This window comes from Metamycoplasma alkalescens, assembly GCF_900476125.1.
GTDB classification, from domain to species: Bacteria; Bacillota_I; Bacilli_A; order Mycoplasmatales; family Metamycoplasmataceae; genus Metamycoplasma; species Metamycoplasma alkalescens.
The window spans coordinates 20,121-46,926 of the sequence record NZ_LS991949.1; the positions used below are offsets into that span (position 1 = coordinate 20,121).

Sequence of the window (26,806 nt, forward strand, 5' to 3'; positions counted from 1 at the left end):
TATTTCTATTTATATTTGAAAGGGAAAAATGTCTGTATTTGATAGTAAATTTAAAGGAATTCATGTTTATTCAGAAATTGGTGAATTAGAATCAGTTCTAGTTCATGAGCCAGGGCATGAAATTGATTACATTACACCATCTAGACTAGATGAATTATTATTTTCAGCTATGCTAGAAAGCCATGACGCAAGAAAAGAACACAAACAATTTGTTGCGGAATTGAAAGCTAATAATGTGAATGTTATTGAGTTAACTGACTTAGTAGCTGAAACATATGATTTAGCATCACAAGAAGCTAAAGACAAATTGATTGAAGAATTCTTGGAAGATTCAGAACCAGTTTTATCTGAAGAAAACAAAATTGCTGTTCGAGACTTCCTAAAATCACGAAAAACAACCCGAGAATTAATTGAAGTAATGATGGCTGGTATTACAAAATATGATTTAGGAATTAAAAACTGTAAATGCCAAGATTTAGTTGTTGATCCAATGCCTAATTTATATTTCACACGTGACCCATTTGCATCAGTTGGTAACGGTATCACAATCCACTACATGCGTTACAAAGTTAGACAACGTGAAACATTATTTTCAAGATTTATTTTTGCAAATCATCCAAAACTAGTTAATACTCCAATTTACTACCATCCTTCATTAAAATTATCAATCGAAGGTGGAGATGTGTTTATTTATAACAATGACACACTAGTAGTTGGCGTTTCTGAAAGAACTGACTTAGAAACAATTACTTTATTAGCTAAAAATATCGTTGCTAATAAAGAATGTGAATTCAAACGGATTGTTGCAATTAATGTTCCAAAGTGAACAAACTTAATGCATCTAGATACCTGACTAACAATGTTAGATAAGGATAAATTCTTATACTCACCAATTGCTAATGATGTATTCAAATTCTGAGATTATGATTTAGTAAATGGTGGAGCTGAACCAAAACCAGTTGAAAATGGATCATCACTTGAAGCAATACTAGAATCAATCATTCATAAAAAACCAATTCTTATTCCTATCGGGGGTGATAGTGCTTCACAAATCGAAGTGGAAAGAGAAACCCACTTTGATGGTACAAACTACCTAGCAATTAGACCAGGTGTGGTAATTGGATATTCACGTAATGTGAAAACAAATGCTGCTTTAGAAGCTGCAGGAATTAAAGTTATTCCATTCCATGGTAACCAATTGTCTCTAGGTATGGGTAATGCACGTTGTATGTCAATGCCTTTATCACGTAAAGATGTTAAGTGATAACTAAAATTTCTAGAAAAACAAGATCATTTATTTTTATATATTAATAAGAAGTCTCCTAGTGCTTGTTGCTAGGAGATTTTATATTGAAAAAAATTTAATTATGTTAAAATTTATTCATACTTTTTAAGAATTAAAAGTAGCGATAAATTATTCAGTTATCTTAATTTATCAAACACTATTGTGGATTCAATTGCTTGTGCCATTTTTTGGTGTTAATTGTTCGAAGCAATAGGAAGAATAAAACAAACAATTTTTTAATAAAAAGGAAAAAATATGTCAGTACAAAAACCAGTTGAACAAAAACAAACTCCGGTTGAACAACCAATTGTTTCAAGAGAAAAATTATTAGAAGCAGGAACATACTTTGGACATAAAGTAAGTCGTTGAAATCCAAAAATGAAACAATACATTTATGGAAAAAGAGCTGGACTTCATATTATTGATATTGCTAAAACCCAAAAAACTTTAGAATATGCCTACAAATTATTAAATAAAATGGCTCAAAAACCAGTTTCATTTATTTGAGTTGGAACAAAAAAACAAGCTAAAAATGCCATTAAAGAAGCAGCGGCAAGAACAAATTCAGTGTATGTTTCAGAACGTTGATTAGGCGGAACACTAACAAATTCACAAACAATTTTTAGAAGTGTTAAAGAACTTGAAAGATTGGAAGAATTGCAAAAAAATGGTTATAAAGGTTATACTAAAAAAGAAGGACTTTTATATGACAAAAAAATTGCAAAATTACAAAAGAATTTAGGCGGGATTAGAAAACTAGCTTCAAATGCACAAATGCCAAATGTGATGATTGTTGCTTCACCAATTGAAGATGAAATTGCTATTAGAGAAGCAAAAAGAAAAGGACTTAAAGTTTTTGCAATTCATGACACAAACTCAAATCCTGATTTATCTGATTTTGTAATTCCAGCAAATGATGATACGGCGAAATCAATTACATTAATCATTACAATCTTAGCCGATGCAATTGCTTCAGCACGTGGTGGAAAACAATTATTTGCATTTAAGTCAAATGAAGAAATAGTTTTACCAGAAGATCCAAGAGCAGCTGAAAACAAAGAAAAAAGACTTGCAAGATATAATCAAAACTCTGAAGCACAACCAAAAGAAGCAAAAGAGCAAAAAGAAAACAAATAATTTTAAAAAATAAAGAGGTATTATAGATGTCAGTCGATTTAAAAAAAATTAAGGAATTAAGAGAAAGAACAAATTTAGGTTTTTTAGATGTTAAAAATGCTTTGGAAGCAAATGATAATGATATTGAAAAATCAATTGATTGATTGCAAGAAAAAGGAATTTTAAAAGCAGCTAAAAAAGCTGGAAGAATTGCTGCTGAAGGGATTGTTAAAGCCGCAGTTAAAAACAATATTGCAGTTATTTTTGAACTTAATTCAGAAACAGATTTTGTTTCAAAAAATGAATTATTCATTGAATTAGCAAATAAAATTGAAGAAGCTTTATTTGTCAATGAATTTACAAACAATGAAGAACTACTAGCAATTAAAATCGATGGTGTTTCAATTGAAGATCATACAAGTTTATTAACAGCTAAAATTGGTGAAAAAATCTGATTAAGAAGAGCACATAAATTTGTTGCTAATGATAATCAAGTAATTGCTGCATATACACATGCAAATAATCGTGTGGCAACAATTGTACTTGCAAACGGAACTAATGCCGAAGCATTAAGAAATGTTTCAATGCATATCACAGCCCTAAACCCAGCATACTTAAATGAAAAAAATCTTTCAGAATCAGAATTAAATGAAATTAATGCAAAAATTGCAACAAATCCAGCTTTGGCAAATAAACCAGAAAAAATTCAAGAGTCAATTAAACAAGGTTTGTTAAAAAAAGAATTCAATGAAAAAGGTGTTTTATTATACCAACCATTTGTTATGGATGATGCAAAAATTGTTGCACAATATTTAGATGAATCAAAACTAAGTTTAGTCGATGCTAAAAGATTTGAAGTCGGTGAAGGAATTGAAAAAAAGACTGTCGACTTTGCTGCTGAAGTTGCTGAACAAATGACAATATAATTGCTTAATCTAGGAAAAAAATCTTCCTAGATTTTTTATTAAAATTTAAGATAGTTAAAAAAATAAAAAACCCACAAGTAAATTTGTGAGTTTTTAAATGTCAGTGACCTGAAATGGTACGCCCTAGAGGATTCGAACCTCTGACCCAATGGTTAAAAGCCATTTGCTCTACCTTCTGAGCTAAGGGCGCTTATTTGGTGCCCAGAACTGGACTTGAACCAGCACGACCATTACAGTCAACGGATTTTAAGTCCGTAGCGTCTACCATTCCGCCATCTGGGCATTGACTTAAATGCAATGCCTTATTATTATAATATATTTTTCTAAAAGTGACAAAAAAAATTTGAATTTATAATTAAATAATTTTTGTTACTTTTTAGCTTGCATTTTTCAACTTAAAAAGCAATAAAAATTTGTTTATAAAACAAAAAATATAATCATAAATTTTCTATAAATTAAAACATAGACCATGATATTTTTTGGTCTATGTGCTTAATTATAAATTCAAGTGCAACACAATAAAGATATAAAATATAGTTGTGGACACTTGAATTTTTATTTTTAAAAATAAGAAAAAAAGTCCCGCCTGAGATAAAGGAACTTTCAATATGAATTATAACAAAAATAATAAGTATAAACATATAAATGAAGTTGAAAGATCTTATATAAAATTTGAGCTTAATCGTAATAAATCAATACGTTCAATTGCAAAAAAATTAGATAGAAGTCCTTCAACAATTATGCGAGAAATAAAAAGAAACACAAGTTTAGGAACTTATGACCCCATTGTAGCAAACATTAAGGCTAAAAAACGTCATAGACATAAATATTATTTTAGATTTTTGTTGCCGAATAAATTTGATAAGTTTACAGAATTATTCAAAAATAAATATGACAAAAAATACTATGGTGTGAAAGCTACATTACATGAGATAAAAAAGGATCCAAATATAAATTGTCCTTCATTAAGAACGGTATACAACTGAATAAATAAAAATCTTTGAGTTATCAAAAGAAAAGATAGATTAAGAAAATGATATAAAAAGGGCGAAAAAAGAACTACATCAGTTATAAAAAGATTGGTTAATTCAGCAGATTACGTTTTTCCAATATGAACAAGACCAAAAAAAATTGATTTAAGAAAAGAATTTGGACACTGAGAAGCTGATCTTGTATTGGGTAAAAAATCAAATGGATATTACAATGTTTTAACACTTACAGAAAGAAAAACAAGAATCGGATTCGCAATAAAAGTTCGTTCAAAATCTGGATTTGTAATAAATTCAAGTCTTAAAAATCTAATTCAAGATAACAATTTATTTGTCAAAAGCATAACCATAGATAATGGTATTGAATTTGAAAAAATTGGTTTATTAGCTAAGTGGTTAGACATAAAAATATATCGTGCAGAACCATATGCATCATTCCAACGAGGTAGTAATGAACATTGAAATGGGATTTTAAGAAGAGAATTTAAAAAGGGGTTTGATTTTAATGAAATAACCCAAGAAGAATTAGAAAAAATAGTTTTCAAAATTAACAATATGCCAAGAGAAATATTAAACTGATTAACACCTTTGGAGTTGTTTAAAAAAGAAAATAGTAATGATTTTATATTATAAAAATTTACTTATTTAAAATTGATAAAATCAAACTAAAAAAAATAATAACTGACTAATGTCAGTTTTTTGAGTATTTCAAATTTTAGTTTTAATAATAAAACTCTTTAAATTGAATTTAGATTCAAAAAAATAATAAATATTTTTTCATTTTAAACAAAAAAATAAGTTATAGAAACATTTAATTTATAATAAAAAAAGCAAATGCAACAGTGTTGCACTTGAACTTTTCATTTAGGACATAGACCATGATATTTTTTGGTCTATGTTTACTATTTTTTTTATTTTAAATAAACTTTTAATTTTTTTATCTTACTGACTTGTCATACGTGATTCCATTTGCTTCAGGGGCACGTGAACGTTTGGACATAATCATAATTACAATTACTGATAACACATATGGTGTCATTTGTAATAGTGGTGAGTATGGAACTAATTCAGTAATAAATGCTCCTGATGAGAAAGAAAGTGCATATAAGAATGAGAACACGAATGAAACACCAGTGATAATAAAGATATTTCATTGTCCCATAATCATAATTGAAAGTGCTAAATAACCATAACCACGAACATCACCTTGGAATGAAGCGGGAAATGCTTGGGCAAAGATTGCTCCAGCAACACCAGCAATTGCACCTGAGATAATGACTCCTTCTCATTTGTATTTATAAACATTAATTCCAGCAACATCGGCAGCTTGAGGATTTTCACCAATGCTACGATATCTTAAACCTCATTTTGTTTTGTACAATGCGAATGCTCCAAGAGCAACAATTAGAATCGTAATAACAATTTTTCATGAAATAATTTCGACACTTTGCGCGCTTGTTTCAATCGCATATTTGAGTTCAATGACACCCATAATTGGTTTTTTATTTCCATTTCCAAAGAAGTCTAAAAGAATAATTGCAACTCCGAATGCTAATAAATTAATTGCAAACCCTGAAATTGTGTGATCACTTTTTAATTTAATGGTTGCAAAACCATGTAACAATGCAAATGCGGCTGCACATAATGAAGCAAATAAAGTGGCAGGAATTTGTCATCATCCGCTTTGTTCTTGTGTTCCTGTTGATTTGGCAATGATATCAGTAAATACTAAATATGTTGCAGCACCAATTACCATCATCCCATTAATACCAATGTTGACAATTCCAACTTTTTCTGAAAACATTCCACCAATTGCACCAAGGGTAAAGATACAAAAGAACACTAATAGTTTTGTATAAATGTCAATTGTTAGTGCCATTATTTTTGACCTCCCTTAGCGTATTTTTTCATTTCTGTACGTTCTAAAATGATATGTTGATAGATTTTTTTGAATTCAAAACTATTATTTTTAATTGCAGCTTTTCTTTGTTGTTTATTATTAAATTTAGTTGCAACACCCAATAAATTTAATTGTGTATTAATTCGATTTTTTTCTTGATTAATTTTTTCAAAATACTCAATTGTTTCATCATCTGTATTTTTGTAATTCATTGCAAATGATAAATGTTTATCAGTTAAGGAAGCTAGTTCTTTACGCAATAGTTTAATTTGAACTTTTTGTGAATTTTCTTCTTTGTTTAATGTAATTTTTTCCTTAATTTCTTCATCAATAAAATCAGTCGTTATTTCTTTGTTTAAGATTTTTTTTGTAAATAAATGATGATTTTTGATGTCATTTTTAATTTTTGTGATTTCTTCTTGATTTTTATTTTTCTTTGCAATATGTAATTGAAATTCTAATTCAAAAAGTTTATTTGCTTGTTCTGACTTCAATTTTGCTTTAGTAATTGAGAGATTTACTTTATTTAATTTCTTTGCAAATAGTTCTTGAAGATGTTTTAGCTTTTGAATAGATTTTTCATAATTTTTAGCATTAGCATTAATTTGCAGATGATGAACTTTGTTTTTATATTTTGTGATTAAATTAATCTTTTTTCTTTTGAGTTTTTCAAGTTCTTTGTTGGCAAAATAACGTTTATCACTTCATAATTTGCTTTTTCTTTTGAAATAATTAATTGGTTGGAAGTTAACAAACATGATTGATGTTGCTGCCATATATAAAATTATTGAGGTAATAACTTGAATATCATATGGTTCAAAATATAGCGGATCTAGTTGTAGATTTGAATTTGATGTATAAATTGCTGTATAGAATAATGATGAAAAAAGTGATCCAATTGGTGAGTTTAGTGCTAGTAAACTAATTGCAATTGCTTCAAAACCTAAAGTAAGTGGTTGTGAAATTTCTGAGAAAACAGGGGTACTTACAGCAACATAGTAATAAAATCCTGCTAATCCAGCAATTGCAGCTGAGGTTGCTAAAACAAACATTGTAATTCTTTTATCATTTACACCAATATACTTTCCATTTGATTTTGAAATACCTTGCATTCTAATTTTATACCCTAAACTTGTGTAATTAAAAACAAATGCAATTGAAAATGCTAAAACAAATAACCCAATTATTCCAGCAATCACAAATCCTTGTCTTGCACTTTTGCTAATTGTCACAAAACCAGGGACAACACCATCTAAATTATCAGCGAAATAATATTTTATTTGTTCGGGACTAAGACCATTTCAAATTACTGGTGCGGATGTTTGTTTGAATAAAAGTGTTGCAAAACCAACAATGATTCAGTTAAGCATAATTGTTGAAATAACTTCGTGGACATTTAAATATGCTTTTAAGGTTCCAGAAATTAATCCAACAATAAATGCAACAGCAATTGAGAAAATTAAACTAATCAAAAGAACATGGACAGGAATAGGAGCTTCATTGTTGTAACGAAACTTAATAAAGATTGAAAAACTTACAATCCCTGTCACCATCATCTGCCCGGGTATTCCAATATTAAATAATCCGGCTTTAAAACTTAGGGCACATGCAATTGCACTAAAACCAAATACTAAAAAATATTTTAAAATTGTTTCTTGATTTAATGAATTGAAACTTTGACCAATAGCTTTGAATATTGCAAACGGGTTTACAAAAATACTTTTTCCAACACCCTTACTAATTGCAATATAAATATAAGCTAATAGCATTCCAAAAAATAGTGCTCATAGTGAAGAAGCAATTTTTCTTCCTGCTGACCTAGTTTTATCCATTTTAATAAAATCGGATGCTCATTTTGAGATTTTACTAAAAGCATTAGGAGTTTTATTTTTAGACTTTGTCATTTCTTGCTTTACCTCCTTCTGTTTTTATTAAATTTAGTTTATAGTTCTCATAAACCATGTCAAATGAGTTTTTTGCTTCAAATAGAATTTCTTTGTATTTTTTTAGCAACTCTTTTCGATCTTTTTTTGTTTGAAGATATTTATTTTTAACTCTTCAATTTCATTTTTTTCAACATCTTTTGCTTTTTTAGCAATTAATAAACTTGAATGAATTGATTTTTCTTTTAAAATCAATTTTTCTCTTTCATATTCATATTTTTTATTAATAAATGCAATGTAAGATAGTTTTGAATCATCAATATCATCTGGATTAAATCAGTTTTCAATTGTTGTTGATGAGGCAGACATGAATTTACCAATTTGTTCACGACTAATATTTTTAGCATCATTAATTGAAAGAATTTTTCCTTCATTAATAACAGCAATTGTGTCAGCTAAAGCTAAAATTTCATCTAATTCATATGAAATAAGTAAAATTGCTTTACCTTTTTTCTTTTCTTCAAGAATTTGCGAATGAATATGAGTAATTGCACCAATATCCATTCCTCTTGTTGGTTGAACAATTAAAATAAAATCATGTTCAAACATCATTTCCCGACCAACAATAAATTTTTGTTGATTACCACCCGATAATGATCGAGCAATACTTTTTGGACCTTCTGCACTTCTTACATCATAATTTTTAATAATTTCTTTTGTAAAAGCATTAATGTTTTTGGTTTTGAAAATCCCATGTGTTTGGAATTGTTTATCCCAAAGACGACGGATGATTGAGTTTTCTTGAATTGTAAAATCAAGAATTACCCCATGATGGTGCCGATCAGCTGGAATGTATGCCATATGATTAATACTTCGTTTATATGCATCAATATTTGTTATATCTTTGAATTCATATTGATTTGTTTTTGGATTCTTAGTTTGCATATGGATTGAACCTTTATAAGGTTTAACCATTCCACTAACGATATGTTCTAATTCATTTTGCCCATTGCCATCAACCCCGGCAATCGCAAAAATTTCACCTTCATGAACATCAAAAGAAATGTTATTAAGATTTTTTTTAAGTTTTTGTGTTGATAGATTTTTAATTGAAAAAACAACTTTTTTTCTTTGAGCTTTTGTATTATTTTTGATTTGTACTACTTTGTTACCAACCATTGCTGAAACAATATCGTCTAATGGCGTGTCTTTCATCACAAAATTTCCAGCCACTTTTCCTAAACGAAGGACAGTTGCATTGTCAGCAACTTGTTCAATTTCTTTTAATTTATGTGAAATGAAAATTATTGTTTTACCTGCTTTTTTAAATATTTTAAAAGATTTAAGTAAACCTTGAATTTCTTCATCTGTCAAAACAGCAGTTGGTTCATCAAAAACCAAAATATCATTTCCTCTGTAAAGCATTTTCATGATTTCAACTTTTTGTTGTGTGGAAACCGTTGCTTCACCAGATTTTTGAAACAAATCAAAATATAAATTGTATTTATTTTGAAGTGCTTTAATTTTTTTAATAGCAATATTTCGATTAATAACACCTAATCCTGAAGTTCATTCTTCACCAAGAATAATGTTATCAAGGTTTGTGTATACATTAACTAATTTGAAGTGCTGATGAACCATCCCAATACCTAATGCATTAGCATCATTTGGTCCAGAAAAAAGTACTTTGTTACCATTAATTAATATCTCACCACTTGTTTGTTCATACAGTCCAAACAAAATTGACATTAATGTACTTTTGCCAGCCCCATTTTCCCCGATTAGCGCATGAATTGAACCCTTTTTAACCTTAAAAGAGACATTATCATTTGCAACAATTCCTGGGAATTCCTTAGTTATGTTTTTAAATTCTACAGCATACATAATAATTAATTTGTAGGTAGAAGTAATTCTTTAGCAAGTCTGTTTAATAATTCTCCGACAGTTTTATGATCTTCTTCTTCTTCAAATAGTGCTCTTTTAGATTTTAATCATTTCTTTGTATTTTCATCAAGATTATCAAATTCTTTTCTTCCATCTTTTAGAGCTTCTTCAGCTAAAGTTTTTTTATTAGCATCAGTAATGTATGTTTTTGTGATATCTACTCAATTTTTAGCATACCCCTCAAATTGAATACCATCTTCTTTTCCTAATTGGAAACCACCAAGTTCGCCTATTTTATTACTTGATAAATCTTGAATAGTACTAATTCTTGCAATTGCATCATATGCTGCTTGTCCTAAACTTTTTGTTATTGATGTAAAGAATAATCCCTTTTTGTTTCCTTGTGCAGCAATTGCTTGATCAGCATCAACCCCAACAACATATTTATTTTTTATGTTTTCTTTTGATATTAAGACATTAGTTGCTGGTCCTGCAACAGGTAAAACCATTTTTGGATTTTGTGAAAGAATCTTGTTAATAACTGTATCCATTGTACTTCCAGTTTTAAAACCTGAAGTCAAATCAACATCTGATGAAGTAATATATACTTTTTTGTCTTCACTAGCTTTTTTATTTCATCAATATACACCCTTCATAAACCCTTCAATAAAATCAGTAACTCCAGGGAAATCACCGCCACCAAATGTACCAAAAGTTCGATCTTTTTTATCTTTTTCATTTGATAAGAATTTAGCCGCAGCATACCCGGCAGAAAATGCTGCTTCTTTGGTGTCAAATTCTTGGTAGATACTGTATCCTTTTATTGTGTCTTTGGTAGTAAAGTCTTGACTAACAAAAATAATATTTTTTTCTTTTACCTTTTGAATATTCTTTTCAATTCAACTTTTTATATGTTTTTGGTGAAGAAAACCAGGTAACACTCATATGTTATAGTCACTTGATAAAGCTTGGGTATATGCTTCTTCAAATCTGTGGTTTTCTACTTCTAAAACCCCATATTTACTACGATTTAATTTTGCTTGGATATCAGCAAAAGTTAATAACCCTTCTCATGTTGATTGGTTAAATGCTTTATCATTGATATCGCCACCATCTGTAATCATTACTATTTTTTTATTAAAGTTTTTAACTTGTTCAGGTGTTAAATTAAATTTTTCATCAATTCTAACATCTGCAACAGGTTGTTTAGGTGCTTTAGGATGTGAATATTTTGAATTATTACATCCTGCAGCTATAAGTGGTAATGATCCGATTATAGCTAATGCTGATATTGATCCTAATTTTAAAAGTATTTGATTTTTCAATTTGTCCTCCCAATCTAATTTTCAATCTAAAAATTAGATTTTTTTTATTTTATGATAAGTGTTTAATTCTTATCTTAACATTATTATAATATATTTACATTATCTAGAAATAAAACCAATGTTATTTAGTTTTTACTTTAATATTTTTTTGATTTTAAGATTAATTTTTATTTGGTTTTATCAAGTAATAAAATGAGGAAAAAAATTTTAAATTTTCCTCATTAAAATTATTAAGATTGAACATTTCATTTAATAATTTGAGTTTGAGTGATTCAATTAATTTTTTGGTAAAAGTAATTCTTTAGCAAGTTTGTTTAATAATTCTTGAATATTTTTAAATTCAGTATCATCATTGAATAATGCTTTTTTAGATTTTAGTCATTTTTTTTCATTTTCATTTAGTTTATCAAATTCTTTTCTTCCTGCAGCAAGAGCTTCATCAGCTAGCATTTTTTTAGTTTTATCACCTATGTAGGTTTTAGTGATATCGACCCATTTTTTTTCAAAACCTTCAAATTGGAAACCATCCAAAACACCAAATTGGAAACCACCTAATTCATTTACTGGATTAGTTGATAAATCTGCTTCTTGTGAAGTGGCAACTTTTGCAATCGCATCATATGCTGCTTGACCTAAACTTTTTGTTATTGATGTAAAAAATAATTCCTTTTTGTTTCCTTGCGCAGCAATTGCTTGATCAGTATCAACACCAATGACATATTTATTTTTCATTTCTTCTTTTGCAATGATTACTCCAACTGCTTGACCTGCAACAGGTAAAACCATTTTTGGATTTTGTGAAAGAATCTTACTAATAACTGTATCCATTTGCGTCCCGGTGTCAAAACCTGAACTTAGATCAATTTCAGGGGAAGTGATATAAACTTTTTTATCTTCTGTTGCATCTTTATTTCATCAGTATACACCCTTCATGAATCCTTCAATAAAATCAGTGACAGCTTCCTCAGATCTTCCACCAAACGTACCAAAAGTTCGATCTTTTTTATCTTTTTCATTTGATAAGAATTTAGCAGCAGCATATCCGGCTGAAAATGAAGCTTCTTTGGTATCAAATTCTTGATAAATGCTATGTCCTTTAATACCATTAGCATCTTTATTTGAAAAATCTTGGGCAATAAAAATAATTTTATTTTTCTTTACTTCTTCAATATTTTTTTCAATTCAACTTCTAATTCGGTCTTTATGATTAAAACCAGATAGTAATCATATGTTGTAACCTTTATTTAAAGCTTGATTATATACTTCATCAAATTTATGATCCTTAATCTCTAGTGCTCCATATTTGTCTCGGCTTAATTTTGACTGAATATCAGCAAAATGTAATAATCCTTCCCAACTAGATTGATTAAATGCTTTGTCATTTAAATCGCCACTATCTGTAATCAAAATAATTTTTTTATCAAAATTTTTAAGTTGTTCAGGTGTTAAATTAAATTTTTCATTGATCTCAACCTGAGCAATTGGTTGTTTTGGTGCTTTAGGATGCGAATATTTGGAATTATTGCATCTTGCAGCAATTAATGGCATTGCTCCAAAAGCAATGATAATAGGAATTAATCCTATTTTTTTAAATATTTTATTTTTCAATTTTTGCTCCTTTTTTAAATACAAAATTAATTTTTATTATTATGCGAGTAATATCAATAAGTAATTTCAAATTTATAATTTAGTTATATATATTATTAATTATAATCTATTGCGATAATCTTAGTTTTATAATAAGAAATCTTTGTTTTGATTTTGGGTTTTAGCTTTATTTAAATTTACTTATTTGTTAATTAAAAAATAAAAAGAGAAGAATTTTTTTCCTCTCATTTTTTTGGATTTTTTTATTATAAATTGTAATGTAATTCAGTAATTTCTTTTAGTGCATCAAGCGGTAGTGCACCAGTTTCTAACATTAGATTTAAAAATTCTTTAATGTTTTCTTTATTTGAAACAAAGTCTTTTCTTGAAAGATTTTTTGATTTTCTAACTTTGTCATATAAGTTTAACATCTCTTCTTTACCAGCATTATATGAAGTTGATTGACCAGGAAGATTTAAATAACGTTTTGATTCTGCTGTAATATCTCCAATCCCTAATGCTGAATTGTTTTTTAAGAAGTTTCTGATGTCTGAAATTGAAGGATTTTTTGGTAAGTCAGCTTCACCTTTAACATTACCATGGTATGCAGTATCAACAGCACGTCTCATGTTACGTAATTGAGCTTCATTCAAAGCTCCGTAGTATTGAAGAATGTTTGTTAATTCTGCGGCTTTTAGGGTATGTTCTTTTTCATTATTAATTTTTTTGACTGAAGCAACTAAGTTTCAATAAACACCACCATGCAATTCCTTCATTTGTTTGGTTTCATCTTTTGTTACATCTTCAACTTTTTTAGCTTTGATGAAACTTGTTATTCCTTTTGCTTTGGTGAAATCTTTTGGACTAGCATAGTAATCTTTGTTTTCAAAATCAGGTTCACCATATAATCCAGCTTCAATTCCAAATCATTCCATGAACAATGCTCATCCTTCAATGTATGAAGTATAATTAAAGATATTTCCAATTGTTTGACCATTGATTGTTTTTAAGAATTTTTCAGCATAATAAATTTGGTTATGATGTCCCATCACACTTTCGTGGTTAGCAAATGAAGTTACTGATCATTTTGGAAGACCATAGTATGGATCAGCATTGAAGATAAATGATCCAAAAGTATTTGCTTCAGATTGTCTTTCACCATTGTAAGCTCCAACTCCAGATTTTTCACGATCTTTAAATTCATAAATTGTAATTCCATAGTTAGGAACTTGTTTTGGGAAATAACTAAATCCTTCATCAATTGTTGTTTTTCTAAATTGTTGATATGCTTTAAATCCTTCTAGGGCTCCTAAATAAAATTGTTCATTTGTGATTGTGCCATATGGATCTTTTGAATCTTTTAAATGGGCATATCCTAATTTATCTAAATTTGCAATTGATTCTTTTAAATTTGGGTCATTTAATAATTCATTTCTTTTGTCTTGATTGTAATATTCTTTGCCTTCACGGCCAAAGAAAAATTGTTCTTGGTTCATTCATTTGTTAAATTCAGAAAGATTAATGTTACCTTCTTCATCACGAATTTTTAGTTGAACATTATTTACTCTTTTTCCACTAACCCCCTTAGGGTTGTATTGGATAGTTGGCTCTCATGCACCACTGTCTTCACCAGTGATTAATTTTGCTACTGCTTTAGCGGCAATTTCCATATTTTTTAAGGCAGTTTTCGTTGTTTCATAACCTGAATCAAAGACTTCTTGTGATGAATAATTTGAGGTTGTTGACAATTTTAAAATTGTGTCATATAGTCTTTGCCCTTGTTCTTTTTTACCTTGAATTGGCATACCACTTAAACCAACATCTCTTGCATCTAAGTCTTTTTTGGTTAATCCTAAACCATAAATTTTCTGAATTCTTCTATTTTGATTAAGAATTTCAATTGTGTCTTCAACTTCATTAATTGAATTTTCCTTTAGAATTTTTAATTCCTTGATGTTTTCACCCAATCCATGTTTTGATGCTTGATAGTATTTAGTAACATAAAATTCATGGAATGCCTTGGTTTTAGGATCAACTTTTGTACTAGATTTAATAATATCTAAAACAGTTTTTTCATTTTCTCTACTTCTTAAAAAATTAAGTAGTTCATCTTGGTAAAAGGCAGTTAAAAATCCGCGAATGTTGTTTTTAATGACAACTTTTGATAAAATGATTCCTTTTTCAATTCCTTCTTCAAGATTTCTTTGAACTTTTTCAGCTTTATCACCAACAAATTTATTAAATGTTCCATAAAAGATGTTTGCTGGATAAGCACTTGGAATTCCTCATTCTAAGAAAACACCAATCAATCGTAATTCTGATGCATAAATATCCTTAGCAATTTCTCATTCATATTTTAAACCACTTACTCATGCAGTTGAGGTCACATTTAAATTAATTTTGCTAATTTTATTTAATTCATTGATTCACCCTTGATAAAATCTTGAAATTCGGGTTGCTTCTTCTTCTTTTGGATAATATAAATCAACACTTTTGCCTAAATCTTCTAATTTCGTGTTAAATTGCTTATGTTTGTTAACAATATATAAAGCAGTATATTTAATAATGTCTTCAGTGTGTTTTGAATTACCTTCTCTTGCTAATTTTTCTAATGAAGGAAGAACAAACTTAAAAATTCCTTCTTGGTATTCATTTTCTAATTTTTGAATTTTTTCTTTAGATTTAGCAATTTGCTCTTGCAATCCTTTAATTTCTTCTTGATTTGGATTTTCTTGATTTATTTTTTCATTATATTCATCTTCTAATGCTGCTATTTCATTTTTTGTTTCTGAAATTCTCTTTCTTTTTTCATTATATTTAACAAGGAATTCTTGTTCACTTTTTTTGTATTGTTCAATCAATTCATTGTTTTTTGCAATGATTTTATTAAAAGCACTTTTTTGAATTGAATATGGGATTAAAGTTAATGCTGCAGGAACTGCAATGACTGCTGCAACAATACCTGTTGCAATTAACCCTTTTTTTATTTTTGATGGCATATTTTTCCTTATATTTATTATTTGATTTGTAATTTATTTGTTTTTTAATGATTGAATTTATTGATATTCTAAAAACAAAAACATTTAACCATGAGTAAATGCTCAACTGATTAAACTTTTCTTTTTTTGAGTTTTTTATAAACCTTAAGTTCACTATTTAGACTTAAAGTTCAAAATTTATTTCTATTATATTATTTAAATTAAAAGGTTTGTTTTATATATCAATATGATTATTTTTTGTATTTTATAATAAATTATTATAAAACAAATCTAAGATGATTCTATTTTTTTATGTTAAATTATTTGTTAATTTCATTATTGTATTTGAACTTTATTAAAAAATAAAATGAGAAGAATTTTTCTTTCTTCTCATTATTCTTTTATTTTTTAGTTATAAATTGTAATGTAGTTCAATGATTTCTTTCAATGTATCAAGTGGCAATGCCCCTGTTTCTAAAATTAGATTTAAAAATTCTTTAATGTTTTCTTTATTTGAAACAAAGTCTTTTCTTGAAAGATTTTTTGATTTTCTAACTTTATCATATAGTTTTAACATTTCTTCTTTACCAGCATTATATGATGTTGCTTGACCAGGAAGATTTAAATAACGTTTTGATTCAGCAGCAATATCTCCAACTCCTAAAGCTGAATTATTTTTTAAGAAGTTTCTAATATCAGAAATTGATGGATCTTTTGGTAGATCGCTTTCACCTTTAATATCCCCATGGTATGCTGTATCAACAGCACGTCTCATGTTACGCAATTGTGCTTCATTTAGAGCACCGTAGTATTGAAGGATGTTAGCTAGTTCAGCAGCTTTTAGGGTGATTTCTTTGTCATTATTATTTACTTTTTCAGGTTTAATTAGATTTCAATAAACACCACCATGTAAATCTTTCATTTGTTTGATTTCATTATCAGTTACTTCTTCAGCTTTTGTAGCTTTGATGAAGTTTGTTATCCCTTTTGCTTTCTTGAAATCTTTTGGAATTGCATAGTAATCTTCATTTTCAAAATCAGGTTCACCATATAGTCCTGCTTCAATTCCAAATCATTCCATGAATAATGCTCATCCTTCGATGTATGATGTGTAATCAAAGATGTTTCCAATTGTTTGATCATCAATTGTTTTTAGGAATTGTTTAGCATAATAAATTTGGTTGTGGTGTCCCATCACACTTTCATGGTTAGCAAATGAAGTTACTGATCATTTTGGAAGACCATAGTATGGATCGGGATTAAAAATAAATGATCCTTGAGTCTTTTCTTCGGATTGAACTTCGCCATTATAAGCCCCAACACCAGAACCAGTACGTTCATCAAATCTATAAACAGTAATTCCATATTTTGGAACATTTTGTGGGAAGTAACTAAAGCCTTCATTAATTGTTGTTTCTCTAAATTGTTGGTAGGCTTTGAAGGCTTCTAAGGCTCCAAAATAAAATTTTTCATTTGTTATTGTTCCATATTTTGCATTCGAATCTTTTAAATGTGAGTAACCTAGTTTATTCAGATTTTCAATAGCATCTTTTAAATTATTATCTTTTAATAGTTCATTTTTCTTTTCTTGTGTGTAGTAATCATGAGTTTCACGTCCAAAGAAGAAATCCTCCTGATTCATTCATTTGTTAAATTCAGAGATATCAATATTGCCATTTACATCACGAATTTTAACTTTTGTTTGTTTAGTTTCACTTCCATTAACCCCTTTAGAGTTGTATTGGATAGTTGGCTCTCATGCACCACTGTCTTCACCAGTGATTAACTTGGCAACGGCCTTGGCAGCTGCTTCCATATTTTTTACTGCTGTTTTGGTTGTTTCATAACCAGAATTGAAAACTTCTTGTGATGAATCATTTGAGGTTGTTGATAATTTTAAAATTGGTGAATAAACTTTTTCATTTGCTGATTTTTGTTTTTGAATTGTCATTCCATTAAGTCCAACGCCCTTGGCGTCTAGATCTTTTTGTGTTAAGCCTAATCCATATATTTTTTGAACTTGCCCATTTTCACCAACAATTTCAATTGTGTCTTCAATTTCATTAATTGAATTATTTCTTAAAATTTTTAGTTCTTTAATATCTTCACCCAATCCATGTTTTGCTGCTTGATAATATTTAGATACATAGAATTCATGGAATGCTTTAGTTTTGGGATCAATTTTTTTGCTTAATTTAATAATATCCAAAACACTTTTATTGTCTGCTGCATTGCTTAAAAATTCTTTTAATTCATCTTGATAAAATGCAGCTAAGAATGAACGGATATTATTTTTAATTACAACTTTTGATAAAATAATTCCTTTTTCAATTCCTTCTTCAAGATTTCTTTGAACTTTTTCAGCTTTATCACCAACAAATTTATTAAATGTCCCATAAAATGTGTTTGCTGGGTATGCAGCTGATAAACCTCATTCTAAAAATGCTCCAACTAAACGTAGATCTGATGAATAAATATTATTAGCAATTTCTCATTCATATTTTAGCCCACTAACTCAGGCTGTTGAAGTTACATTTAAATTATTTTTATTAATTTCTTTAAATGATGCAATTCAATCATTATAAAAGTTAGCAATTTGATTTGCTTCATTTTTATTTGGATAATTTAGATCAATTTTTTCTCCCAATTTTTTTAATTGCAGATTGAATTGTTTATATTTAGTAACGATATATGATGCTGTGTATTTAATAACATCCGCATCATCTTTGGCATTAGCATATCTAGCAATTTTTTCTAAATGAGGTAAAACAATTTCAAAAATTCCATTTTGATATTCTTGTTGTAATTCAGCAATTTTAGATTCAATTTTAGCAATTTTTTCTTTTAATCCCTTACCTTCGGTTTCCTTTTTTTCTTCTTCAATTTTGTCGTATTTTTCAATTAATGGTGCTAATTCTTTTTGTTTGTTTTCAATTTCTAATTTCTTTTGACCATGAATTTTTGCAAATTCATTTTCACTTTCTTTAAATTGTTTAATTAAGTTATCAGTTTTAAAATAACCCTTTTGAATTCCATAGGGAATTAAGGTAAAAACAGCGGGAATTGCAAGCGTTGCCGAAATAATTCCTGTTGTAATTAAACCTTTTTTTGCACTTGGCGACATATTATTCCTTTTTATATCTTATTTATTTAAATTTACTCTTTTTCTTTGATCCTATTTTCTTTGATCGATATTAATTATATTGGGAATTTTGCTTTTAAATGCTAAAGTTTATATCTAAAAAAGTCATTTAAAGTGCAATATTAAATAAAGATGTTTAATTTTATTTATTATAATTTAGTTAGATTTAAAACCAATTAGTTTAATAAACTAATTTTTAAGGAAAATTATGAAAAATCAAAGCAAAAAAATTATTTTAACAATCATTGATGGACTTGGATTAAGAAAAGAAATTCAAGGTAATGCATATGCACAAGCTTCGCATCCAACATTTGATTTATTATTTGAAAACTATCCAAATGCAGTTTTAGAAGCTTCCGGTGAATTTGTTGGTTTACCAAAAGGCCAAATTGGCAATTCAGAAGTTGGACATTTAAACATTGGTGCTGGAAGGGTTGTTTATACAGGACTTTCATTAATTAACAATGCAATTGAAACAAACAAATTTGATGACAATGAAGCTTTAAATTTAATCATTGATGATTCAATTAAAAACAAACGAACTTTACATCTAATGGGATTATTAAGTGATGGTGGTGTCCATTCCCTAGATAAGCATTTATTTGAAATTCTTAAACTAGCAAACAAAAAAGGGTTAAAAGATGTTTCAATTCACATTTTTGGTGATGGTCGTGATGTTAAACCCCAATCAATAAAAAGTTCATTAAAAACTCTAGAGGAATTATCAGCAAAATTTAATTATCCAATTTCAAGCATTTCGGGTCGTTTTTATGCAATGGATCGTGACCAAATTTTTGAACGTAATGAATTAGCACTTGAAGCAATTTTAGGTAAAAGCACAAATACTTATTTGAATCTTGCTGAATATATTGATAATCAATATCAAAATAAAATCTATGATGAATTTATTTATCCAGCACAAAATAAAAATGGTTTATTTCTAAAAAATAATGATAATGTTTTATTTTTTAATTTTCGCCCAGATCGTGCAAGACAGTTAAGTCATTTACTTCTAAACAGTGATTTATATCAATATGGACCAAAACATCAAATTAAAATAAACTTATTTGCTTCATTGATGAAATATGAAGGAATTAAGTCATTAGTTGCTTTTGAAGAAATGAAAATAACTAATCCTATAGGTGAAGTGATTTCAAAAAATCATTTAAGTCAATTAAGATTAGCTGAAACACAAAAATATGCGCATGTAACTTTTTTTATGGATGGTGGTCAAGAGATTTTATATCCAAATGAAAAACGCATTTTAGTGGATAGTATTAAAGCTAAGTCGTTTGCTGATTATCCCCAAATGTCAGCCAAAGAAATCACAGATGCATTATTAAACAATATAGAGAAATTTGATTTTGTGATTATGAATTATGCTAATCCAGACATGGTTGGGCATACTGGAAATTTAAAAGCTACAATTCAAGCAATTGAGTTTCTTGATGCGCAATTTAAACGCATTTATGATTATGTGCAACAAAATCAAAATGAAGTAACTTGATTTATTACGGCTGATCATGGTAATGCTGAAATAACCGAAGATAAAAATAACCAACCAGCGACAAAGCACACGACAAGTCCAGTGATGTTTATTTGCTCAGATAAAAAAATCAAACTTCAAAATGGTTCACTGTCTGATGTTGCACCAACGATTTTGGATTATTTAGATTTTGAGATTCCAAATGAAATGAATGGAAAAAGTTTACTTCAAAATAATTAAATTAATTTTTTTTGATTTATTAATAATATTAAATAAAGGAGACATTTTAAATTAAATGAAAAAAATAAATAAAGTTTTATTGAGTTTGGGTTTTGTTTCATCAATTTTAACTCTGCCTTTAATAGCAGCAAAATGTGATAATAAAAATAAGGAAGAATCAAATGTAAATCCAAAACCACAACCTCAACCTTCGCCAACTCCAACTCCAGAACCAAATCCTCAACCTACTCCAAATCCTAATCCTGATAATAATGAAAACAAAATTGTTATTGATAAAGAAATTAAAGAAAAATTAGAAGAATTAAAAATTCTTTTAAAAGAAGTTTTTGCCAATAAAAAAGTATTTGATCAATTAAAAAAAGAAAAAAAATTAGATGAATTTTTTAAGGAACTTAATAAAACTAATAAAGATGGATTGACCCATTTTAATGATGTATTATCAAATTTAGGATTTATAGAACGATTTGCTAACAAATATGAAAATTTATCTAAAAATAATGATCTTGATAAGAAAATCATTATTAAAGAAATAAATGAATTTAAAAATGTTCTTAACTCAGTTTGAGATTCTGAAACAAAAACTTTTAAACTATTCAATGAATATAATATTGATTATGATGAAAATAAAAATGATACTGAGGAAAGAAGCAAATATGATGAAATATCAGTAAAAGACACTCTTCAAGATATTAAAAGAAATCTTGAACTTTTTAAAGAAATAAATAAATATGTTTTTGACGAATCAAAATTTAGTAATGAAGAAGAAAAGAAAAAAACTTTTGAATCTACTAAAAAAGAATTAACAGAAGAAATAAATAAAATTGAAAAAAAATATGAGGAAATGAGTGGGGTTAAAATTGATAGGGGAGAGTTAAGCAAAGAAGAACTTGAAAAGTTTTGAAATGAAGTTTATTCTTTCAGAGAAGATGTATTTTTAAAGAAAAAACAAGAATTAGATAAACTTAGAAAACAAGATTAACTATAAACAAAAATTAAGTAAAAATGATCCATTTTTGTGGATCATTTTTTTAAAATTATTGTTAATAAATTGTTTTTATACATAAACAAATTAAAATCCAGAAAATTAATACATTTCTTCTAAAAAAAAGACTATTTTTCAACAAAAATTGCTGAAAATTAACTATTTTGTGCAAAAAAAAAAAAAAAAACTATAATTGAGTTCGTAACAATGTAATTGTTATAAATTTCAAACTTAAGTAAAAATTAAAAAACAATTTAAATGTAAATTTTTTAGGAGATTTAGTATAAAAGTAATGAAAAAATCAAACAAAATATTATTGGTCTTGGGTTCAATTTCATCACTTTCAGCATTGCCACTTGTTGCTGCATCATGTGGAAATAAAACAAAACAAGAACAAGAAAATAAATCTAATGATACATCTAATAATGAATCATCAAATCAGCAAAAAGGTGACAAAGATAAAGATAATAAAAATGATGGTGTTAAACCTAAAGATGGTAATTCTCAAACAGAACAGGGATCAAACACTTCAAATAATAAAGATACTACTTCAAAAAAAGATGATGAAAAAAATAAAAATGAAGATAGTAATTCAGCAAATGCTAAAGAATCAAATAGTGTATTAAAAGAATTGGAAGAAAAATTAACTTCATTAAAGGCACTTAATTCAAAAATAGAAGAAATTGAAAAAGAACTAGATAAAGAATTAGATGACGAAAATTTAGGTTCTAGTGACACTTCTAATGAAGAAAAAGAAAAAACCTTAGAAAATGTCAATAGAGTTAATGAGACATTAACTGCATTTATAGGTGCTCTTGAGGAAATCAAGAAGGATGATTCATATATAAAGGGAGAATTTCAGGAAGAATTATTAGAAATTTTTTCTGAAATTAATGAATATATTGAATTAATTTGAGACTCTGAACAAGAAACATTTAAATTATTTAGTGATCAGTTAGATATTTATGATGAAAAAAATCCAATAACTGAATTTGAATTATATTCAAAAATTGAATTATTAAAATCTATTAAAGCTAAAATAAACACAGCAATTGAAAAATTATCCCCTGATGAAGATCAAGAAGAAGATCAAGAAGAAGAGGAAAAAGAGTCTGATCTAGAAACTTTGTATGAAGTTGATGAAATTATAGATTCATTTATTTCTATACTTGAAAAAATAAAAGCTGAAGATAAAAATACTTATTTAGATTTAGATGAAGAATTAAAAGAACATCTTGTTGAAATACTTGATGACATAGATGATTTTATTGACATAATTTTTGATTCAGAAACAAACACATTAATATTAAATAAATCTGCTATAGATGCATTTGGTGAAAAAGATATTAATGATGTAATCGATTAAGTTAAATAATATGATTTAAATTAATGACTTGCATGAATAATGCAAGTTTTATTATTTTTTTATTCATTATCAAGTATATTTTCCATAGATATCATGTTTTTAGTAAAAAATATAAAAAAAATTATAATTCCTGGTTTAACAATTTGAATTGTTATGGTTTAAACTTAAGTCAATATAAAAAAAGTGCTTATTAATTTAATAATTTATAAATTTTAATTTAGGAGATAGTTTAGTTTATATTTAAGAAATCAAATAAGATATTGTTAACTTAAGTTAAATTGGATCGTTGTCAACTTTGCTACTTGTTGCAGTAACATGCGGTGAAACAAAAATAGCAAATATTTTATTTTAAAAGTTGCATTACTTTCAACAAAATCGCTGAAAATTAACTATTTTGTGCAAAAAAAAAAAAAAAACTATAATTGAGTTTGTAACAATGCAATTGTTATAAATTTCAATCTTAAGTAAAAATTATAAAAACAATTTAAATGTAAATTTTTTAGGAGATTTATATAAAAGTAATGAAAAAATCAAACAAAATATTATTGGTCCTAGGTTCAATTTCATCACTGTCAGCATTGCCACTTGTTGCTGCATCATGTGGAAATAAAACAAAACAAGAACAAGAAAATAAATCTAATGATACATCTAATAATGGATCATCAAATCAGCAAAAGAATGACAAAGATAAAGATAATAAAAATGATGATGTTAAACCTAAAGATGGTAATTCTCAAACAGAACAAGGATCAAACACTTTAAATAATAAAGATAATACTTCAAAAAAAGATGATGAAAAAAATAAAAATGAAAGCTCAAAAAGTGAACAAAAAGAAGATAAAAATAAAATAGATTCTTCGAATGAAAGATTAGTAAATAAAATGCCTAAATCTCAACCAACAAGAGTAGAAGCTGTTTATGGTGAACATAATGGGAAACCATATGAATATGTATGGGATGGTGATTATAATTGATCATTAAAATTAGGAGAAAAAAAAGATATTGATCCAAGACCTACTAATTCAAATAAAGTAGAAGCTGTTTGAGGAGAACACGACGGGAGGGATTATACATATTGATCAGATGGTAATTACAATTGATCTTTAAAATCAGGTTCAGAATATGATCTATATTCTTATATTGATGAAGACCCAATTGATGTAAGAAAAGTGAATATGAAAAACTAAAAAAAACAAGTATTGAAGGTGGACTTGATTATTTATCATCTCAAGTAGAAAAGTCCGGATTTTTCCTATTAGCTAAATAACCTATTTATAAATTCTAATTATGAAGTTCCCGATTGTTGGGAACTTTTATTTTTATTAAAAATTTTTTCTAAAAATCGACTATTTTGTATAAAAAACTACAATTAAACTCTTAACAATACTAATGTTATAAATTTTAAGTTTAAATAAAACTGAAAGAACAATTTAAATATAAACCTTTCTGAGAGATTCATATAAAAGTAATAAAAAAATCAAACAAAATATTATTGATCTTAGGTTCAATTTCATCACTGTCAGCATTGTCACTTGCTGCTGCATCATGTGTTGAGACAAGAAAAGAAGAAAATAAATTAAAAGAACCTCAAAAAAACAAAATACAACTCCACAGAATGATGATAATGTAAAAAAGGAGAATCAAAAAGATAATCATAAAGAGCAACCTGGTATTGATAAATTTACTAAAGAAAAAAAATATCTTCAATTTTAATATATACAAATTTAGGAGAAATTTCACCAAAAAGAGGAACTAGACTCTTATCTAAAGATATAATAAAAGTTCTTACAGAAAAATATCCATCTCTTAATAATAAAGCCAAAGATATAGGAGTTGCTGTTTCTTTAAAAGAAAATAAAGCATATATCAGTGTTGTGGGATTTGATGGAATTTTGGTAGTTAAATTTACAATTGAAGAAACTCTTGATTTATTATCAGCAATGGTTGAAGACTCTTGAATTTAATTAATAATAAATAAATTATTTTCGTTAAAATGAATACTTTTATTAATAAAGTGTAAAAATAAAAAAAATCGACCTAAGATCATTGCGTCAATTTTTAAATTCATTTTTGATTTGTTCATTTCAAACGAGTAATATAAGATACTAAATTGATAAGACTAATAATTAAAAATCCAATTCATAAATATGGAGCTATATCTTCAATGTCATTAAATTTTGTGATGTTTGTTTTTTGCCCTAATATTGAGGAAGATAGTGATCCATAAGTAATAAAATTTCTTGTAATTCTTTCAATTTCAAATGTTGAAAAAGTAATAAAATCAAGTTTAATTTGGGGGCGAATATAATTCCGATAAATTCAGAAATTACCATACTTCATTTTTTTTAATTCTGAAATTTTTTCTTCATTAACTGCATTTATTGTTTGGTATAAATTTCTTGATATTGATGAAGAGCTATGAATTGAAAAAGCTAAGACAAAAGCAGCAGAAAATTGGTTAAATAAATTTGATATTAATAAAAATAAAACAACAACAGGAATTGCACGCATAAAAATATTGAAATGTTTAAAAATTCAAGCGACTTTTTTTCCTAATAAACTTTTTGCCATCAATAGCATTTTGAAATATGAAATAATATAAACAAAGAAAAATGTTAAAAATATTAAGGAAAAAAATTGCAATAAGATTCAAAAAATTCCATCATGACTAAAATTTCAAATTAGGTTTTTTCAATCCGGATTAAAAATTTTTTGAAAAAAAGAAATTGCTCCAGTTTTGTAAAATTTTTGACCAATTAAACTTTGTAAAGAAAAACTTGCAATGGCAATTCCAATTAAAATAAAAAAAGTTAATAGCATGATTTTAATACTTTTAATTGTCGTATATTTTTTTTTATTTGCACCATTAATTGTTTTGGATTCAAATAAAAATTTATTAATATGTTGGGAAGAAATTTCAAGTAAAACTAAAAAAGTTACTAATACAAATAAAGGGATAAGTAATTGCGTATAATCAATTGGATATTCTTGTGGATTTAATAAAATTCCAATTCCAAAATAACCAAAATTAGCTAAAATTGTTGATCATCTTAAATTACCTTCAAAAGCATAAATATAATGGCTAATAAATTTAATTTTTATTTGTGGTCAAATATCAATTCAAAAAGCTTTTCATTTTGATTGTTTGGTTTTTGTGATATGAAAAAAAATACTAAAATTTGCATTTTCAATTGTCTGTGAAAAATATTCATGTAATCAAAGTCAAGTAAACCAACAATAAATCAAATTGATTGCTAAGGCTTTATCAAAAGAAATTTTAAATAAATAAATAAAAAATAATTCAGGGAAAATTCTTAAAAAAATAATGATTATTTTAAAAGGTATTGCAACATACTTAATATTCATTTTCAAATTTGAAAAATATGCTGTAATCATTGCTAAAATAAAGCCAATAAAGGTACTTAAAAAAACTAATTTAATACTGTTTCATAAAAAACTTATGGAAAGTAAAAATAAGTTTTTTTCATATAGTTCACTATATGAGGAAGGACTAAAAAAATCCTTTAAATTTTGAGATAATAAATTTAGACCATTGGAAGTGATACTAAAATTAATAATCAAAATTGATCCAATGACTAAGGCAATAATTAAAAGAAAAAAAATAATTCTCCAAAATGGTTTAATTGGACCATTTTTTAAAATAGTATTATTTTCTAACTGAATACCTTCTTTAAAAAAACCATTTTTTATACCCAT

At 27.1% G+C, this 26,806-nt stretch carries 17 protein-coding genes and 2 tRNA genes; 9 read left to right on the plus strand and 10 right to left on the minus strand.

What is annotated here, in order from left to right:
• Positions 1-28: 28 nt before the first annotated feature.
• From arcA to tsf, 3 genes are all read left to right on the plus strand, one after another.
• Positions 29-1,267, plus strand: a complete 1,239-nt coding sequence (gene arcA / locus D2845_RS00125; RefSeq protein ID WP_002881362.1) for an arginine deiminase — start codon at positions 29-31, stop codon at positions 1,265-1,267.
• A 273-nt stretch (positions 1,268-1,540) separates the two neighbouring features.
• A complete protein-coding gene (gene rpsB / locus D2845_RS00130) occupies positions 1,541-2,422 on the plus strand; it encodes a 30S ribosomal protein S2 (RefSeq protein WP_110858350.1) in 882 nt (293 codons plus the stop codon).
• Positions 2,423-2,448: 26 nt separating this feature from the next.
• Entirely contained in the window at positions 2,449-3,327 is an 879-nt protein-coding gene (gene tsf / locus D2845_RS00135) for a translation elongation factor Ts (RefSeq protein WP_110858351.1), read from the plus strand.
• A gap of 114 nt (positions 3,328-3,441) precedes the next feature.
• Here tsf and D2845_RS00140 read toward each other — a convergent pair.
• Positions 3,442-3,517, minus strand: a tRNA-Lys gene (locus tag D2845_RS00140).
• Between the two features lie 5 nt (positions 3,518-3,522).
• Positions 3,523-3,609, minus strand: a tRNA-Leu gene (locus tag D2845_RS00145).
• Between the two features lie 326 nt (positions 3,610-3,935).
• On the opposite strand from D2845_RS00145, the gene D2845_RS00150 reads away from it, so the two are divergent.
• Positions 3,936-4,949, plus strand: a complete 1,014-nt coding sequence (locus tag D2845_RS00150) for an IS30 family transposase (protein ID WP_117275957.1) — start codon at positions 3,936-3,938, stop codon at positions 4,947-4,949.
• A 304-nt stretch (positions 4,950-5,253) separates the two neighbouring features.
• Here D2845_RS00150 and D2845_RS05865 read toward each other — a convergent pair whose 3' ends face one another.
• From D2845_RS05865 to D2845_RS00185, 7 genes are all read right to left on the minus strand, one after another.
• The gene (locus D2845_RS05865) at positions 5,254-6,195 is read right to left on the minus strand and encodes an ABC transporter permease (RefSeq protein ID WP_110858172.1); all 942 of its coding nucleotides are present in this window, start codon (positions 6,193-6,195) and stop codon (positions 5,254-5,256) included.
• A complete protein-coding gene (locus D2845_RS00160; RefSeq protein ID WP_110858171.1) occupies positions 6,195-8,120 on the minus strand; it encodes an ABC transporter permease in 1,926 nt (641 codons plus the stop codon). The genes D2845_RS05865 and D2845_RS00160 overlap by 1 nt, the downstream gene beginning before the upstream one ends.
• 102 nt (positions 8,121-8,222) lie before the next feature.
• Positions 8,223-9,983 (minus strand): ABC transporter ATP-binding protein, encoded by a 1,761-nt coding sequence (locus tag D2845_RS00165; protein WP_231992783.1) that lies wholly within the window; start codon positions 9,981-9,983, stop codon positions 8,223-8,225.
• Positions 9,984-9,988: 5 nt separating this feature from the next.
• A complete protein-coding gene (locus D2845_RS05870) occupies positions 9,989-11,308 on the minus strand; it encodes a BMP family ABC transporter substrate-binding protein (protein ID WP_110858169.1) in 1,320 nt (439 codons plus the stop codon).
• 276 nt (positions 11,309-11,584) lie between these two features.
• Positions 11,585-12,916, minus strand: a complete 1,332-nt coding sequence (locus D2845_RS00175) for a BMP family ABC transporter substrate-binding protein (RefSeq protein ID WP_110858168.1) — start codon at positions 12,914-12,916, stop codon at positions 11,585-11,587.
• Between the two features lie 245 nt (positions 12,917-13,161).
• Complete coding sequence (locus D2845_RS00180; RefSeq protein WP_110858167.1) at positions 13,162-15,894, minus strand: DUF885 family protein; 2,733 nt, start codon at positions 15,892-15,894, stop codon at positions 13,162-13,164.
• Between the two features lie 391 nt (positions 15,895-16,285).
• Positions 16,286-18,997: a DUF885 family protein gene (locus tag D2845_RS00185; RefSeq protein ID WP_110858166.1), complete on the minus strand. Its 2,712-nt coding sequence runs from the start codon at positions 18,995-18,997 to the stop codon at positions 16,286-16,288.
• Between the two features lie 226 nt (positions 18,998-19,223).
• On the opposite strand from D2845_RS00185, the gene gpmI reads away from it, so the two are divergent.
• From gpmI to D2845_RS03490, 5 genes are all read left to right on the plus strand, one after another.
• The gene (gpmI, locus tag D2845_RS00190) at positions 19,224-20,741 is read left to right on the plus strand and encodes a 2,3-bisphosphoglycerate-independent phosphoglycerate mutase (protein ID WP_110858165.1); all 1,518 of its coding nucleotides are present in this window, start codon (positions 19,224-19,226) and stop codon (positions 20,739-20,741) included.
• Positions 20,742-20,796: 55 nt separating this feature from the next.
• The gene (locus D2845_RS06935; RefSeq protein WP_110858164.1) at positions 20,797-21,720 is read left to right on the plus strand and encodes a variable surface lipoprotein; all 924 of its coding nucleotides are present in this window, start codon (positions 20,797-20,799) and stop codon (positions 21,718-21,720) included.
• 295 nt (positions 21,721-22,015) lie between these two features.
• The gene (locus tag D2845_RS05875; RefSeq protein WP_110858163.1) at positions 22,016-23,089 is read left to right on the plus strand and encodes a variable surface lipoprotein; all 1,074 of its coding nucleotides are present in this window, start codon (positions 22,016-22,018) and stop codon (positions 23,087-23,089) included.
• Between the two features lie 521 nt (positions 23,090-23,610).
• Positions 23,611-24,276: a variable surface lipoprotein gene (locus D2845_RS00205; protein WP_110858162.1), complete on the plus strand. Its 666-nt coding sequence runs from the start codon at positions 23,611-23,613 to the stop codon at positions 24,274-24,276.
• A 299-nt stretch (positions 24,277-24,575) separates the two neighbouring features.
• Positions 24,576-24,719 carry a variable surface lipoprotein gene (locus D2845_RS03490; RefSeq protein ID WP_276329738.1) on the plus strand — a complete coding sequence of 48 codons (144 nt, stop codon included), beginning with the start codon at positions 24,576-24,578 and terminating at the stop codon, positions 24,717-24,719.
• A gap of 428 nt (positions 24,720-25,147) precedes the next feature.
• Here D2845_RS03490 and D2845_RS05880 read toward each other — a convergent pair whose 3' ends face one another.
• Positions 25,148-26,806 carry an ABC transporter permease subunit gene (locus D2845_RS05880; protein ID WP_110858161.1) on the minus strand — a complete coding sequence of 553 codons (1,659 nt, stop codon included), beginning with the start codon at positions 26,804-26,806 and terminating at the stop codon, positions 25,148-25,150.